14 protein-coding genes and 1 pseudogene are annotated in these 15,231 nt (G+C 69.3%); 10 read left to right on the top strand and 5 right to left on the bottom strand.

Annotated elements, in window-relative coordinates:
- Positions 1–403: 403 nt before the first annotated feature.
- Positions 404–1,258 (top strand): class I SAM-dependent methyltransferase, encoded by an 855-nt coding sequence (locus AB0J12_RS13500; RefSeq protein ID WP_363264429.1) that lies wholly within the window; start codon positions 404–406, stop codon positions 1,256–1,258.
- Positions 1,259–2,007: 749 nt separating this feature from the next.
- Here the strand turns inward: AB0J12_RS13500 and AB0J12_RS13495 are convergent.
- Entirely contained in the window at positions 2,008–2,841 is an 834-nt protein-coding gene (locus AB0J12_RS13495) for a PIG-L family deacetylase (RefSeq protein ID WP_363264428.1), read from the bottom strand.
- Positions 2,842–3,525: 684 nt separating this feature from the next.
- Here AB0J12_RS13495 and AB0J12_RS13490 point away from each other — a divergent pair.
- On the top strand, positions 3,526–4,476 hold the full coding sequence (locus AB0J12_RS13490; RefSeq protein WP_363264427.1) for an SDR family NAD(P)-dependent oxidoreductase: 951 nt from the start codon (positions 3,526–3,528) through the stop codon (positions 4,474–4,476).
- Positions 4,477–4,882: 406 nt separating this feature from the next.
- Here AB0J12_RS13490 and AB0J12_RS13485 read toward each other — a convergent pair whose 3' ends face one another.
- A complete protein-coding gene (locus AB0J12_RS13485; RefSeq protein WP_363264426.1) occupies positions 4,883–5,557 on the bottom strand; it encodes a hypothetical protein in 675 nt (224 codons plus the stop codon).
- A gap of 477 nt (positions 5,558–6,034) precedes the next feature.
- Here AB0J12_RS13485 and AB0J12_RS13480 point away from each other — a divergent pair, with 477 nt between their 5' ends.
- From AB0J12_RS13480 to AB0J12_RS13455, 6 genes and pseudogenes are all read left to right on the top strand, one after another.
- Positions 6,035–6,448, top strand: coding sequence for a hypothetical protein (locus AB0J12_RS13480; RefSeq protein WP_363264425.1), 414 nt, complete (start codon positions 6,035–6,037; stop codon positions 6,446–6,448).
- Positions 6,367–6,984 (top strand): annotated as a pseudogene (locus AB0J12_RS13475) (FAD-dependent monooxygenase); the annotation flags it as partial. The gene AB0J12_RS13480 and the pseudogene AB0J12_RS13475, both read left to right, overlap by 82 nt.
- Before the next feature lie 356 nt (positions 6,985–7,340).
- The gene (locus AB0J12_RS13470) at positions 7,341–7,679 is read left to right on the top strand and encodes a hypothetical protein (protein ID WP_363264580.1); all 339 of its coding nucleotides are present in this window, start codon (positions 7,341–7,343) and stop codon (positions 7,677–7,679) included.
- Between the two features lie 399 nt (positions 7,680–8,078).
- Positions 8,079–8,468, top strand: a complete 390-nt coding sequence (locus tag AB0J12_RS13465) for a hypothetical protein (protein ID WP_363264424.1) — start codon at positions 8,079–8,081, stop codon at positions 8,466–8,468.
- A gap of 91 nt (positions 8,469–8,559) precedes the next feature.
- Positions 8,560–9,084, top strand: a complete 525-nt coding sequence (locus tag AB0J12_RS13460) for a DUF6529 family protein (protein ID WP_363264579.1) — start codon at positions 8,560–8,562, stop codon at positions 9,082–9,084.
- 382 nt (positions 9,085–9,466) lie between these two features.
- Positions 9,467–10,045: a dihydrofolate reductase family protein gene (locus AB0J12_RS13455; RefSeq protein WP_363264423.1), complete on the top strand. Its 579-nt coding sequence runs from the start codon at positions 9,467–9,469 to the stop codon at positions 10,043–10,045.
- Between the two features lie 107 nt (positions 10,046–10,152).
- Here AB0J12_RS13455 and AB0J12_RS13450 read toward each other — a convergent pair whose 3' ends face one another.
- Together AB0J12_RS13450 and AB0J12_RS13445 are read right to left on the bottom strand one after the other, a co-directional pair.
- A complete protein-coding gene (locus tag AB0J12_RS13450; RefSeq protein WP_363264422.1) occupies positions 10,153–10,827 on the bottom strand; it encodes an MgtC/SapB family protein in 675 nt (224 codons plus the stop codon).
- A 778-nt stretch (positions 10,828–11,605) separates the two neighbouring features.
- A complete protein-coding gene (locus AB0J12_RS13445; RefSeq protein ID WP_363264421.1) occupies positions 11,606–12,226 on the bottom strand; it encodes a DUF2690 domain-containing protein in 621 nt (206 codons plus the stop codon).
- A gap of 290 nt (positions 12,227–12,516) precedes the next feature.
- Between AB0J12_RS13445 and AB0J12_RS13440 the strand changes: the two genes are divergently transcribed.
- A complete protein-coding gene (locus tag AB0J12_RS13440; RefSeq protein ID WP_363264420.1) occupies positions 12,517–13,680 on the top strand; it encodes a S1 family peptidase in 1,164 nt (387 codons plus the stop codon).
- 199 nt (positions 13,681–13,879) lie between these two features.
- On the opposite strand, the gene AB0J12_RS13435 is transcribed toward AB0J12_RS13440, so the two are convergent.
- A complete protein-coding gene (locus AB0J12_RS13435; RefSeq protein ID WP_363264419.1) occupies positions 13,880–14,245 on the bottom strand; it encodes a hypothetical protein in 366 nt (121 codons plus the stop codon).
- 403 nt (positions 14,246–14,648) lie between these two features.
- Between AB0J12_RS13435 and AB0J12_RS13430 the strand changes: the two genes are divergently transcribed.
- Positions 14,649–15,227 (top strand): DUF5994 family protein, encoded by a 579-nt coding sequence (locus AB0J12_RS13430; RefSeq protein ID WP_363264418.1) that lies wholly within the window; start codon positions 14,649–14,651, stop codon positions 15,225–15,227.
- Positions 15,228–15,231 lie beyond the last annotated feature (4 nt).

Genomic DNA, 15,231 nt, shown 5'->3' with positions numbered 1-15,231 from the left:
GAGCCAGATCGCGGGGCTGCCGTCGTCGCGGTGCCGAGGAAGACGTATTGGCGCCTGCCGTAGTGAGCGGCGACAGCCCGAAACAGGTGCTGGCGGAGGTCAAGCCGGGCACCCTGCCGACGCCCCGGCAGTGATACGGACCACGACCGTCAGCGCGACGCGGTAGACCACGGCGGTCGTACTGCACCGGGCAGCCTGTCGCCGCGTCGACCAGGTAGATGACCCCGTACTCATGGCTGAACCGGTTGACCTCCGCGGCCGTGCCGCTCAGACCGCGCGACAGCGCCCAGTCGTCCACGGAACTCTTCTCCCCCGCGGAGATAGCGGAGATCCTCCGGCCGTGCCTGCCGCTCGCCCAACATCACCTTCAGGGCCCTTGGAATCGATCATCTAGGCTGGCGCGGTGACTGGTGAGCAGGAGCGGGTACAGCAGCCGTCGGGAGTGTGGGCCACGGCGGTCGGAGTGGCCAGGGTGCGGGCGCTGGAGACCGAGCGGGACAACGCGCTGTTCCGCGACCCACTGGCACGGGCCTTCGCCACCGCCGGCGGTTTGTGGCCCTCCTCGCCGCCGCAGCCCGATGACGAGGCCGCGCGACGCCGCCGGCTGGCCGTGTCGCTCTCCATCGTCATCAGGACGAAGTTCCTCGACGACCTGTTGCAGCAGGCCTCCGCGTCCAGTGTCCGGCAGGTCGTGCTGCTCGGCGCCGGCATGGACAGCCGGGCCTTCCGGATGGACTGGCCCGAGGGCACCCGGCTGTTCGAGGTCGACACCGCCGCGCCACTGGACTTCAAGGCTTCGGTGCTGCGCCAGGAGCGGGCCGTCGCAAGCTGCGAGCGGATCACCGTCCCGGTGGATCTGCGTGAGGACTGGCCAGGGGCGCTGGCCGCCGCAGGGCACGACCCGGCGGTGCCGACCGTGTGGATCGCCGAGGGACTGCTGATCTACCTGCCCGAGGACGCGGTGGAGCTGCTGCTGGCCCGGATCAGCGCGCAGTCGGCGGCAGGCAGTCGAATGGGGCTGACGTTGGGCTCGCGCGGTGTGATCGAGCGCTTCGGCGCGGATGCCGTGGCGGGATCAGCGGCGTCCATGTGGGTCTCGGAGATGCCCGACGACCCGCTGGGCTGGCTGGCCGGGTACGGCTGGGAGGCCAGCTGCCACACCCTGCGCGAACGCGCGGCCGCCTACGGCCGCCCGATCAGCACCCCGCCGCAGCACGAGGAGCGGTCCGGCGGACTGATCTCGGCGGTCCGCCGGTAGAGCGCCTCACGGTTCCCCTGGATGATCGATATCAAGGGGGTCTGATGAGTGGAGCCACGTTCATGGGCGGCCAGCCAGTCATGCACGCATGGACCGCCTACGACCAGTGAAGTCCGCCCGAAAACCGTCTGGCTGGATGGTGGTGTGGTCGACTGCCATTCGCCGTGAACGGAGTGCTCCCGCAGTTGAGCGAGCTTCTGTGCCCTTCGGTTGAGGGCGTGTTACTGGAAGCGGTGGAGGTGATCGACACGACGGGCGGCCTGCCCGGGGCGCGGACGACGAGCACCTTTTGCCGGACTCTCTGGAACTCATGGAAACCACGGCATCCGCGCCGTAGACCCCGCAGGTCGCGCAGCTGCTCCTCGAATAGCCGAATACGCCCCCTCCCGGGCGGGAGAGGGCCTTCCGGAGGAACCAAGGACGGCCGCCCGACCGGGGCGAGGGCGGCCGCCGGTCTCACACGGGCCCGTGCCTGTTCCCGGGCGGCCCGTGACGGCGGCGCGCAGGTCGACCGCGATGCTGGGGCGCTGCAGCGCGTCCGCCCCTTGCCTTCGGCCTCGTCGTGCAGGCGGCCGATGGGCACCACGGCGACGTCGGTCGGCACCTGGTGGACGATCCGGTCCCGGCAGGAGTCCCAGCCGGTGCAGTGCTCACGCAGCTGTCCCTCGACGGTGCGCACGGTGATCTGCATGACGGCCAGCTCTCGCGCGGGTCGCGGTCGAGTGCGAGGGCCCTCGTGGGGGGGGGGATCAGCGCAGTCCGGCGAAGAGATCGTTCTCGGGTACGGCCGCGCCCGTGGCGTCCTGGACTCGTACGAAGGTCTCCATGCCCATCAACTCGCCGAACCTCTCCTTGCCCATCCTGAGGAAGAAGATGTTCTCGCCCTGACTGGCGTGCGCGGCCAGCGCGTCGAACTTCTGACCGCTGAACGCGGTGGTGTCCACCCACGTGGTGATCTCATCGTCGGGGAGGCCGATCTCGGCCATCGCGGCGGCCTCGGCAGGATCCGGCTCCGGCATGTCCTCACTGAACTCGCGCATGATCTCGCCGAACCGCTGCATCATCGAGCGGGGCATCGTGGTCCAGTACACCTTCGGTGCCAGCGCGGTCATCTCCAGCGCCGCCATCGTGATGCGGTGGGCCTGGATGTGGTCAGGGTGGCCGTAGAAGCCGTTCTCGTCGTAGGTGACGACCACATCAGGGCGATAGTGCCGCATGAGTTCCGCGAGTCGTTCCGCGCCTTCCTGGACGGGGGTCTGCCAGAAGGATCCGGGGGCGTCGTTGCTCGGCCAGCCCATCATCCCGGAGTCGGCATAGTCCAGCATCTCCAGATCGCTGACCTTCAGGACGTCGCAGCTCGCCTCAAGTTCTTTACGGCGCAGCAAGGCGACGGCCGCCGGATCGTGCCCAGGATCGCCCGGCTTGGCACCCCCTGGGCCGTCACCGCAACCGCCGTCGGTACACGTCACGAGAACCGTGCGGATGCCTTCCGCCGCGTACCGCGCGAGGACCCCTCCCGTCCCGGTGGCCTCGTCGTCCGGGTGGGCGTGTACTGCCATGAGCGTCAAGGGCCGGTCAGCCATGAATCAGTCCTCCTGCAGACATACGTCTTCGTCCAAGTGTGCGTCGGGCGCACCGCAATCTTGGGCCCGACTCCTGGGAGGCGCACGACCCTATCCTCTCCGTGTTCCTCGCCCGTGCGGCGCCGGTCCCCCGGTCGATGCAACCGTGCCGGCCGACCGGCTGTTCCCGGCGCGACCGCTCGCCCTTCAAAGTTGGCGGGATACAGCCGTCAGCGCACTCGACGAGAAGCCCCGGTCGCCATACGCGTACTGAGTGCGTCCTGAGCATGTCTCTTGTAGTCCGTGGACGCGGCCCGAGCCTTCCTCCGCGATGTCCTGCCTGGTGTGGACGATCTTGTCGACACCAACCACAGCGACATCCCGCAGGCGAGCCAGTTCCTCACGCTGGTGGACCGTTACCCCGGGTGGGACTCGCGTCGCCAACCGAGCACAGACCTCTGGTAGACCGGGCGCACGTCGGCGTCCTCTTCGGCGGGGCCGGGGGGGACCTGGCGGTGCCCTGCAGGCAGACGGCGTCGGCCGGAGCACTCCCCCGCTCCTCCGGAATCAGCTGTTCCGGAGGGTTGTCGGACATCTGTCGGCGTGAGCGTGATCTGTCGGCGGTATGTCGGTGGAGGTTGCGACCTTGGGCGGGTCGGTGCTCTTCATGAGCACGCTGCCTCAGAGTGCAAGGAGCCTGTCATCATGTCTTCCGCATCCCAGAGCCGACCGTGGGACGTGCACCGGCTGCCGTCTGCCGAGGGCAGGGTCTTCCTGGTCACCGGCGGCAACGCCGGGATCGGATACTTTGCCGCAGAGCAGCTCGCCGCCACCGGTGCCGTCGTCATACTCGGCAGCCGGGACGCCGCGAGGGCCGACGCCGCCATGGCCTCGATCCGCTCACGCGTCCCCGGCGCGCGTGTGCGGCACCTTCAACTGGACCTCGCCGACCTGTCGTCCCTGAAGATCGCCGTGGACAGACTGGACCTCGATCATCTCGACGCGGTGGTCTACAACGCGGGGGTCGCGCTCGACGACCCGCCACGTCGAGAGACCGAGGACGGCCACGAGCTGATGTTCGGCACCAACCACCTCGGCCACTTCGCGCTGACCCAGTGGCTGGCCCCCTTTCTGTCCGCGGCGCCGGCGGCCCGCATCGTTACCGTGGGAAGCTTCGCAGCACGGTCCGAGCGACTGGACCTCGGCGATCTGCAGTCGAGGCGGGACTACCGGCCCAAGCGCACCTACGGCCGATCGAAACTGGCGCAGATGTGCTTCGGCTTCGAACTCGATCGCCGCCTGCGTGCTGTCGGCAGCACGGTGCTCAGTGTGGTGGCGCACCCCGGCGGCGCACTCGACGTCCTCACCCCCTCCCGGCCGCCGGTAGGCGTGACACCCCCCGGCTTGCGGATGCGCGCCTTGCCCTGCGCGCTCCTGGTGCAGGGCAAGGACGCCGGAGCATGGTCCATCGTCCGTGCCGTCCTCGACTCCGAGGTGCAAGGAGGGCAGTTGTGGGGGCCGCGGGTCTTCGGCCTGCGTGGCAAACCGCGACGTGAGCCCGTCCCCTCGCATATGGCCGACCCGGCCGTCGCCGCTCTCCTGTGGGCCGCCAGCGCGGAACTGGCCGGTACCGATCCGCACCTCGGCTTTCGGTAGGCGGGGACTCGTACCCGGGCGGCCACCGATGGCCAACTGCCACGTCAGCCCGGCCAACCCGGCTCAGTCACCAGCAGTTGCCTGCAGGAGGTCCTTGATTCAGATCATCGAGGCGCGGCGCGCTGCTGGATCTCTGCCACGTCCAGCGTGATCCAGGGACGGCTGGCCGCGCCCGCGGCTGGGCCGGCGGCGGACTGTTTATCAGATATGCGTTCGGGTCGACGCCGTGTGCCTGGGCGGGGTCCGGCGAGCTCGGTGGCTACCGCGGCCGGATCAGGGCCATCCGGGTGGAGCCGCGCCACCGGACGCAGGCATTCGTCCCCGGCCTCCTCATGGACCGGCCGCCGAGCCGCCGCCGTCCAGCCGTCCAGCCGTCCAGCCGTCCAGCCGTCCAGCCGTCCAGCCGTCAGAGGGTGTCGGTCGCCGCGAGCTCCCCGGTCAGACCTGCGCGGGCCAGGGCCCGGACGAGGGCCGACCGGTCCAACGGATCGTCGAAGCGGTTGGTCTGGCCCAACGCTTCCAGCAGCCTGTGCGGCTCCAGTCGGTACGCTTCTGCATCGGCCAGGAGGCTGTCCGCGCTCGGCCCGTCGACCGTGTCGTCCAGGTGGTCCGTCAGTTCGCCCAGAACCTCACTGCGGTCGATGAAGTAACTCATGCCGCAGTCCAGGCCGTCGTCGTCAAGGTCGTCCGGGTACGGGGCCCGGGCCCAGGCGCCGTTCTCGTACCAGTAGACGCAGCCGATTTCGCGCCCTCCGAGTCGGTCCCGCAGTTCCTCGTAGGGCAGCCAGTCCGGGCCGCCCGCCAGCACGTCGATCGCCGGCTCGTACCACTTGACATCGCTCGCCTCGTCCTCGCCGTAGAGCACGAACCGGCCGTCGCCTGCCTGGGACATGACCCACCAGGTGCAGCCGCAGTCGTCCCAGTGGAGGCCCTCGTCATCGATCCAACGGCCGGTCCGGTGACGCGGCGGGCGCTCTTCGTACTCGGTGGTCGCCTCAAGGGCGGCGAGCAGCGCCCAACGCGCCCACAGCTCCTCGGCCAGCGGAAGGTCCTCCGGCAATCCTGGCCGGTGAACGGTCATGTGTGCCCCCGTGTGTGCGTTCTGATGGTGATCGCCGCAACGATACGACCTGCGGCTGACACGACCGTCCAAGGGTCGACCGACTCCGACGGGCGTGGGGATCAGCTGTGGCTGGCGCCCCGACTGGGGCTGTCAGGGGTTTGGTTGAGAGGTGGCCTTCAGTTTCCAGTCGCTGCCAATGTCGTGCAGAAGGTGGCGTTCGAGAGGTTCCTCGCCCGCCAGGCATCCCTCGATGAGGAATGAGACGCAGGCCCATCCGAGGCGTTACGGCTCGCTGACTCGGCTGCGGCCACTGGTTGATGCGGCCACTGTCAGCGCTGTCACCCAGCAAGTCGCACGCGCCGGCAGAAAACCGGGCCGTCAACTCAATCGGGGGAAATCGTCTTTCGCCGAATGGATCCGCACTCCGAGTACCGAGTTCAAGGCCCTTGATCCCGACCAGCTCTGCCCTCGTGGTGGCGGGCGCCGGGCCCGTGGATGCTCTTCATCGGCTGCGAGCTGGGGCTCGGCTGTGCGCGGGTACTGGTCATGGAGCGGCTGGCCGAGGTGGACGAGACGATCAAGGCGGGTGCGATCAACATCGCGAGTGCGGTCGCCTTCGACCGGCGAGGGCTGCTGCCCGAGTTGGAGACAGTGTGGGAGGCGGCACGGGAACGCATGCGGGCGTTCCGAGCCGGCACCGGCACGGCGAAGCACCCGCCCAAGTTCGCCGGGCACTTCGCTGGGATCACCATGGACCCGGATCTGTTCGACGGCTCGGACCCGGCCTGGGCCGAGGCCGGCCCCGCGCCGGTGACACCGGTCTCCGCGTGCCGCAGGCGGAGCTGGAACGGATCCTCGCGCGGCGGGCCGACTGGGTCGGGGCGGAGGTGCGCCGGGGCGTGGGGCTGACCGGGTTCGACGCGGACGAGGACGGGGTGAGCGTCCGCGCCGGCTGGCTGGTCGGCTGCGACGGTGGCCGCAGAACGGTCCGCAAACTCGCCGGCTTCGACTTCCCCGGCACGGACCCGGAAATCACCGCCTATCAAGCGGTCGTGGACCTGACCGGCGCCGAGCGACTGAGCGAAGGCTGGAAACGACCGACGTGGGCACACACGTGCACGGACCCTTCCCGGGCCGGATCCTCACCGTGGAGTCGACAAGCCCCCCACCGACCGGTCGGCGCCCGTCACCGCCGAGGAGCTGCAGGCCAGCCTGCGCCGGGTCTCCGGCGTACCCGAGGTCACCGTGGCAGGGTGATCAGCGCCACCCGTTTCACCGACAACGCCCGCCAGGTAACCGACTACCGCCAGGGCCGGGTGCTGCTCGCGGGCGACGCCGCGCATGTGCACTCACCCTTCGGCGGGCAGGGACTCAACCTCGGCATCGGGGACGCGATGAACCTGGGCTGGAAGCTGGCCGCCGTCGTACGCGGCACGGCGCCCGCGTCGCTGCTCGACAGCTACGCCACCGAACGGCATCCGATCGGCGCCTGGGTGCTCGACTGGACGCGCGCCCAGATCGCGGTGATGCGCCCGGACCGGCACGCCCGCGCCCTGCGCCGCGTGGTCACCGACCTGGCGCTGACCACCTCCGGAACGACGTACCTGGTCACGAAGATCTCCGGCATCTGGCAGCGCTACGACCTGCCCGGCGACCATCCCTTGACCGGCGCCAGCGCCCCCGACCTCATACTGGCCGACGGATCCCGCCTCGGTGACCGCATGCACTCCGGCCGCGCCCTGCTGCTCGACCTCGCCGACGATGTCCAACTGCGCTCCCACCCCGAAGGGTACGGCGACGGCTGGAGGTCCATACGCTCACCTGCCCGGACCGGCCCGGCCTCAAGGCTCTGTTCGTACGACCGGACGGATACGTGGCATGGGCCACCGACACGGAAGACGGCAAGGGTCTGCCAGACGCGCTGGAACAGTGCTCGGCGCGCCGACCACCGCCACCTGTGCGCTCCACCGCCGCCCCCTGCGCCCCCGGCACTGCCGCACCCGTCCGCCGCCTGCTCCGAGACGGCCGCAAACAACCCCGACGGCGCACCTTGCGCAGGGTGCGGGCTCCGCGCAGATACCGCTCTCGGTGCCCCGGACGACGAGGCCCTCAACACCGGGCACCTTGGTCCCGGAGGTGAGCCGCTCCTGTGCCGTGCCGTGCCGCCCTGCTCGTAGTCGCGGGGTTCGAGGTGCGGGTCGTTCCGCAGGTCTGCGGCCCTGACGGACGCTGATATGCGCTCTGCTGCCGCACACCGGTCCATCTCAGTGAAACTCGGTGCTCTGGGGCACGAAGCGCCGAGCTTTCTGGGGAGTATGCGTTCGTTGGCCCCTCGTACGTCGGACCCTTACTGATCAGTGGTGGAGTTGTGATGAGGCGTATCCGCCTGGCCGCCGTGTGGACGGCCGCGCTTGTGACGATCGCTGCTGCGAGTGGCTGTTCCAGTAGTGACAGTGGTTCCTCGTCCTCGTCGTCGGCCACGCCGTCGAGTACGGCCACGAGCAGCGCGCCGAACCAGAGCGCAGGCCCGTACGGAGCGGTGAGCAGTGCGTCGGCCGGTGCCAAGGCCATGGTGAAGACCGCCTCGGCCGGCAAGCTCGGCACGATTCTGGTCGACGGGAAGGGCCGTACTCTGTACCTGTTCGAGGCGGACAAGTCGAAGACCTCGACGTGCAATGGGCCTTGCGCAGCGGCGTGGCCCCCGCTGCTGACCTCCGGGGCGCCCTCGGTCGGCGGCTCGGCGAAGTCCAGCCTGCTGGGCACGTCGAAGCGATCCGACGGCAAGACGCAGGTCACCTACCACGGGCACCCGCTGTACGGCTACGCGGGCGACTCCAAGCCGGGCGACACGAACGGCCAGGCGCTCAACCAGTTCGGTGCCGAGTGGTACGTACTGGGCGTCAGTGGCAACAAGGTTGACCTGAGCTGACCGGCGACGACCGCACGATGGGTCAGCCGACGTGACAGCCAGGACCGATCACCGAGCCCCTCGGCGGCCTTCTACTGCCAGGGTTGCCGCCATCGCGCTGGGCGCTGCCGTGCCAGTGTGTGTGGCGGTGGCTGTCTGGGTGATCGGCCGGCACCACACCCCGCAGTACACGACGGGCTTGTTCGGCGCGCACGGCGCCGCGGCGGTCACCCTCAAGGCGCGCCTCGGCAGCGCCCTCTTCGGCCTCGCGCTCGTCCAGCTTCTGCTGGCCCTGTGGATGTACGGACGGCTGCCCGGCCTCGAAGCGGCGCCCCGCCGCGTTCGTACCTCGCACCGCATCGTGGGCTGGGTCGCCTTCCTGCTGTCGGTGCCCATCGCCTACCACTGCGTTCGCACCTACGGCGTGGAAACCACGACCACCCGGGTCTTCCTGCACTCGGTCGCCGGCTGCGCGCTGTACGGGGCCTTCGTCGCCAAGATCCTCGTGGTGCGCAGCCGGAGCCTGCCCGGCTGGCTGCTCCCGGCCGCCGGGAGCCTGCTGTTCGGCGTCATCGGGCTGGCGTGGTACTCGGCCGCGCTGTGGGCCCTCAACGGATTCGCCGCTCCCGGCCTGTAGCCACCACCAGACCCATATCTACGAGGACAACACACCGCATGCGCAGCCGTCGATGAGGCGAGGGTTGCCCCCTGGACGGCCACCACCACCAAGCCGCGCCTTCGTTGGACAGCTCGACTCCCGAGTGTGGCTGCTCAGCGGTGGGGTGACGTAGGCGGGCCGATGGTGGTCATCGGCTCAGCGGTGGGTGACGCCCTGGGCGGCCGGTCCCTTCGAGTTTGGCCCCAGGGGCGTCTTCCGCGCGGTATCCCGGTAGGGGCGAGCGCGTACGGGCGTTGCGTCGGCGCAACGGCTCCGGCTCCAAAAGACCAGCGGCGATGAGTTTCGTCGTCGTTCCCGGTCTGTCTCTTCAACCCGGTCAACCGCATTCGAGGAGAGCACCGTGACCGCCACCTACACCTTCGACGTCTTTTCCACCCTCGACGGCTACGGCGCTCACGTCGGCAGCTGGGGCGGCTACTGGGGCAAGCAAGGTCCCGAGTTCCTCGACCGACGCCTCGCCCTGTACAACCAGGAGCAGCGGATGGTTTTCGGGGCCAACACATATCGGGCGCACACGCAGATGCTGGCCTCGGGCATCGAGGAGTCCGAGCTGAGTGATCCATGGGTCACCCGGATGAGAAACATGCCGGCGACGGTGGTGTCGACCACGCTGAAAGAACCCCTCGACTGGCCGCACGCAACCGTGGTGAGCGGCGACCCCGTCGACATCGTCGCCCGGCTCAAGGAGGAATCCGACGTACCTTTGCGGTCGCACGGCAGCCTGTCGCTGAACCGGACGCTGCTGGCCGCCGGTCTGGTCGACCGCGTCCAGGTGACGCTCTTCCCCGTGATCAACGGCCAGACCGGAGTAGACCCTGTCTTCCAGGGCGCGGCCGACTTCGATCTCGAGCTGATCGAGAGCCGGACGCTCGACGGCCACACCCAAGAGCTCATCTACCTGCCTTCCCTGCATGTCTGAGTCGACCCATGCACCCGCCCCTCGAAGCAGCCGAACCCGACCTGGAAGTTCCCCAGGAGCGGCATGCCGATCGGTCGCAGGGCCACCCTGGTCACGCGGCTTGCCGATCACCTCCTGATTCGTCGGGTCGTTCGACGAGCTGGCCGTTCTTGAAGCGGGCGCCAGCCTGGACGAGGGCGTGCGGCGCAGCCTCGCCTCGTTTTCATTCCGTCTCGTCCTCCAGGAACGTCACCTCGGTGATGCCCTCGCGGGTTCGTCAGGCGAGGTCCCAGCTCTTCACGGGTGCCGCTGCCGGACAACTCCAGCAGCACTCCCACCTCGGTGGGCGCCACCTGTGTCGGCAGGGAACCCGCCGTGCGCAGACCCGCCATTGGAAGCCCGCCCCGGTGCACTCGCTGACGATGTCGCGCAGCAGTCCGCGCCCATCGAGACAGCTGATGCGCAGCAGCACCGTCTCCGCCGGCGACCGCGGCAGCCACCCGGCCAGAACCGGGAAGACGAACGCCACCACCAGATACGCCACCGTCACCCCCGCACGCCAGCACCAGCAGCCCCGCACCCGCCGCCGCGCCGATCGAGGCCGCCAGCCACCCGCTGGCCGCCGTCGTCAGACCACGCACCGCATCCCGGCGCACGAAGATCAGCCCGCCGCCGATGAACCCGATCCCGGACACGATCTGAGCAGCCACCCGGGACGGGTCCAACGCCACCCCGGGCCGGCCCAGCATGTCCGCGAAGCCGTACTTCGACACCAGCATGAACAACGCCGCACCCAGACCCACCAGCGCATGCGTGCGCAGGCCCGCCGACTTGCGCCGGAACTCGCGCTACAGGCCGACGACCGCACACAGCCCGAACGCCGCAGACAGATACGCCAACGGCACCCCGTTGTGGCTCATCCCACCACCACCGCCCGCCCCGGACGCACCAGCCCTGAAAGGGCGCAGCGCGGCGGATCACGGCCGACGGACGTTCCCTGCGGGTCATGTCTCCTCTTCCGGATGCGGCGCACGCGGGGTGCAGACCGGGACCGACCGCAGCCTCACCCCACGAGCGCGCCGCACCGGCGGTCGGCGCGGGGGCCAAGGACGGTGCGGGTCCCAAGGACGGTGCGGATGCCAAGGACGGTGCGGCTCAACGGTCCGGCTGGTGATCGGCCGTGGCCATGTCCGTGAGTTCCGCCGCCAGTGCGGCAACGTCGTGCGTCACTTTCAACTCCCAGGTGAAATTGGCGTGTTGTGACCATTGCTCGAAAGCCTAAAGGCGTAAAACGGGCGTAGAGATCATTCCGGAGTACGGCGACAGGCGCCGCCCCGTACGGGGATAATGGACTTACCTCAGTCGGCAGAACGTTCCTGCGGAGACGAACTGCACCCGCGGTCGCGTGCGCGGGCGAGCGCGTCGCGCTGAGAACCTGCCGTAGGGCTTGCTTGCCGAAGAAGTCGCCGAGGGCGGAGCGTGTGTTTGTGCACCCCCGTGCTGACGGCGACGAGTCGGTCGCCGGGCTCCATGTGGAAGGTCTGCACCGTTCGGCTTGCCCCGCGCACTGAGCCGTACGACTCAGGGGCGGAAGCACTCCCGCGCCATGTCGCCGGTCGGGATGAAGCACAGGAGTACGTCGTCCTGTTCCGGGCCGCCGAGCATCGGGGTGAACCGGTAGGCGTTCGTATCCGCTTCGTCGGTGATGACTACGCGGCGTGGCGGTGCACCGGGGGCGGAGATCTCCAGGGCGTCTCCGACGCGGGAGTGCCAGATGCGGCCCCAGGCGGCGGCGCAGACCGGGCTGTAACGGATCTCTACGCTCGCGCCGGTGCCGGTGTGGTGCGGCGGCCCCAACGCGTCGGCGCGGCCCGGCAGTCCGCACGCCATGTGCAAGGGGTCCTTCCCCTCGCACACCTTCCCGTGGCAGCCGGGGGCCGGATCCAGCGCCGGGGACTGAAGCGCCGTACGGCCGGAGTCGGGGGACCGTGCCGACAGGGCCGCCGTCAGCGCCGCGGCCACGACGCCCCGAGCGGCGGAGCGCCCCGGGCCCCGACGGGGGTGGGACCCGGGGCGCTTGCCTGCGGCCGGCCACGCCGATCCCTGACGCACGCCGGTCGGACCGTCCGACAGTTGCCGAAGACGTGACACGGGTACCGCATCCCGTTTTCGTCCACTTGAGATCCCGGCCCAGCCGCCCATCCCACTGGAACCAGAGGCTCGGCACCACCTTCTCCCTCTCTGCCGGCACCGCAGGCAGGACGGCCGTGTGAGGTGAAGCGCAAGAGGACGATCGCGCCGCCAGTCGCTTCGTCGGCTTCGTGTCGGCGAAGGCGGACGTCCGGGGCGATCTCGTGACGGCAGCCGACCAATCCCTTGGCATGGACCTGCTATCCAGAAGCCGCTACCTTGGATCCGCCAGAACCTGAGAGCGCTCTCAATCCCCACACCTTGCACTCCCCCGACCTCCGGATCGACGAGAGGCAACTACCTTGAGGCGAAAAAACGTTCTCCGCGCAATTCTGTCCGCAGGGCTGCTCATGACCGCCGTGTCCGCCGGGCTCACCGACGCGGCCGCCGACGGTGCCCCCACATCTCCCGCTGTCGCAACCACCCCTCAGGCTCCCGCATCCGACAGCCTGCTGACGGCCATGCAGCACGACTTCGGCCTCACACGGAGCGAGGCGGTCGACCGCCTCGCCGCCGAGACGGCGGCTCGCCAGGTCGAACGCAGCGCCCAACGCGCCGCGGGCGACTCGTATGGCGGTTCATGGTTCGACGCGACGAGCGGAAAACTCGTCGTGGCTCTCACTGACGCCGGCCTCCGGAAGGCCGTTGAATCGACCGGCGCCCAAGTCAGGCTCGTCAAGCACAGCGAGCGAGAACTGAACGCGGCGATGCAGCGCGTCAACGCCCTGCAGGCTCCTGCCGGCGTGGCCGGCTGGCGCGTCGACCCGAAGTCGAACTCCGTCACTGTCGACGTGCTCGCTCAGCACCAGGACGACAACGATGTCAGATCCTTCGTGACGCGTGCCCTGAAGGCGGGCCCCGTCACCGTGGCCCGGACTGACCAGGCACCTCGCACCCTCGCCGCGGGCACCGTCGGAGGCGACCCCTACTACACGGGCAACGTGCGCTGCTCCATAGGCTTCTCCGTGTACGGCGGCTTCGTCACCGCCGGACACTGCGCCCAGCCCGGCGCCGCCGTCAGCGGCTGGGACCACACCTACATCGGCAACTTCCAGGGTTCCTCCTTCCCCGACAACGACTACGCCTGGGTCAACGTGGGCAGCGGCTGGTGGACCGTACCCGTCGTGCTCGGCTGGGGCACGGTGTCCGACCAGCTCGTGCGCGGCTCGGCGGAGGCGCCGATCGGCGCCTCCATCTGCCGCTCGGGCTCGACGTCGCACTGGCACTGCGGCACCGTCCTCGCCAAGAACGAGACCGTCAACTACAGCCAGGGCGCCGTCCACCAGATGACAAAGACGAACGTGTGCGCCGAACCCGGCGATTCCGGCGGCTCGTTCATCAGCGGGGACCAGGCCCAGGGCGTCACCTCCGGCGGCTGGGGCAACTGCAGCAGCGGGGGCGAGACCTGGTTTCAACCGATCAACGAAATCCTCAGCCGTTACGGCTTCACCTTGCACACTGCATGAGGCCGTAGGCGCACGGACCCCCTGCCGTGTCGGCCCCGCTCCGCCTCCGGACGGCGGCCGGCACGGCGCACGCGCAGTGCTCGACCGGCATGCCCGCAGCGAAGGCTGATCGCCGAGAGCCGCGCCGAAACGGCGACATGCTCGCTCCGTGGGCTACGGAGCGAGCATGTCACCGAAGCTGTGAGGCCATAAGGCATCCTCAGCACGGACCCAGGACCAGATACTCCCTTTCCCAGTCGTCATGAGTGAGGTTCAGGTCACTCACGTAGACCTTCCGGTTCCCCGAATCGTCGTCGGTCAGGAGCCATTCGCGGCTGTACCTGCCGTTGACGCTGTACAACGCGCCCTGGACATGGCAGTAGAAGTAGTTGGAGCCCGCATACAGGGTGCCGGCGTGGCTGCTGTTGTTCGCGTCCGGCGTCCAGTGCGTCCACTGCGTCACAGTGGTATGCAGGTAGACCTTCGGGTAGGCCGCCGGTGCGGCGTGGGCTGTGCCGCTGGTTGCCAGCCCCAGTCCGGCGAGCAACGTACCCGTCGCCAAAGCGCTCGTGATCTTGCGCAGCATAAAGGAAGACCCCCGTCTGTTTGTCGCCCGTGGTCGGCGGAGCGATTGATCAATCTTGACGTGCCCACGCCCGCGAGGCAAGGTCGACACACCGGCACAGGCCAGGGTGCCGTGGCCGACATCCTCGTCCGCTGTCCCGCGGACGGAGGACAGGTGATCGAACCACGCCCCCATCGATCCCACCCGGCACGACGAACCACCTCGACCTGCTCATCAACCACGTCGACGTACGAGCTGATCCCACGGTCCGGAAAGTACCCGGTGGCAAAACGGTTGGAGGCCTCCGGCAGGAGTAGAGTCGAAGGGCAGGGAGCATTTCGAACACCGGCTTCCACGCAGGTGCCGTTCCCGGCGATCAACGAACACCGGGCTGCCGTCGGGCAGCCCGGGGGCAGGTCGCACCATGACCACGACCCTCGACCGCATCACGCCGCGCGACCTCGCCCCGAGTCTTCCGGTTCGTCTGTCGCTCACGCCGAAGACCACCCTCGCCGGCCAGCTCGACGGCGCCTGGTGGCCCTACAGCCGCGATCTGAACGCGGAGCTTCCGCAGCTGGCGACCGCCCTCGACGGAGCCTGGGGTCGCATCACCCGCGTCACCGTGAACCCCAGCCGCTGGCCCGTCATCCCCCGCCGGGTGCCTGTCGGCGGCCACAGCGTGCATGTCGGATGGTTCACCGAACAGGACCCGGACAAACTGATCCTGCTCTCCTTCACCGTCGGCCGCTGGGACCTCTTGGTGATCCCGCCGGAGACCGAGCCCACTGCGGCGGCCCGGCTGATGGCCGCGGCCGCGATCCCCGGCAGCGTCCTGAAGGCGGGTCCCCTTTTGGCCAACGACGCCGCCACCGGGCGCGACATACGGCACGGCCGGGACCGGGAAGACGCCTGGGAGGCCGAGGGCGGGGCCTGCATGTCGCCCTACGGGTACATCGGGCTGCCCGTCATGCCCGAGCCAGAGCCCGGGAACGTCAAGAGGTGACAGG

Origin of the sequence: Streptomyces sp. NPDC049915, assembly GCF_040656475.1 — a bacterium.
Taxonomy (GTDB): Bacteria; Actinomycetota; Actinomycetes; order Streptomycetales; family Streptomycetaceae; genus Streptomyces.
The sequence above is the reverse complement of the archived record's forward strand: the minus strand, read 5'-3'. Positions and strand labels throughout refer to the sequence as shown.

Coding starts and splice junctions, on each gene's coding strand:
- AB0J12_RS13495 (WP_363264428.1), bottom strand. CDS start 2,841: ATGGCTGACCGGCCCTTGACGCTCATGGCAGTACACGCCCACCCGGAC.
- AB0J12_RS13490 (WP_363264427.1), top strand. CDS start 3,526: ATGTCTTCCGCATCCCAGAGCCGACCGTGGGACGTGCACCGGCTGCCG.
- AB0J12_RS13485 (WP_363264426.1), bottom strand. CDS start 5,557: ATGACCGTTCACCGGCCAGGATTGCCGGAGGACCTTCCGCTGGCCGAG.
- AB0J12_RS13480 (WP_363264425.1), top strand. CDS start 6,035: ATGCTCTTCATCGGCTGCGAGCTGGGGCTCGGCTGTGCGCGGGTACTG.
- AB0J12_RS13445 (WP_363264421.1), bottom strand. CDS start 12,226: ATGGGCGGCTGGGCCGGGATCTCAAGTGGACGAAAACGGGATGCGGTA.
- AB0J12_RS13435 (WP_363264419.1), bottom strand. CDS start 14,245: ATGCTGCGCAAGATCACGAGCGCTTTGGCGACGGGTACGTTGCTCGCC.
- AB0J12_RS13430 (WP_363264418.1), top strand. CDS start 14,649: ATGACCACGACCCTCGACCGCATCACGCCGCGCGACCTCGCCCCGAGT.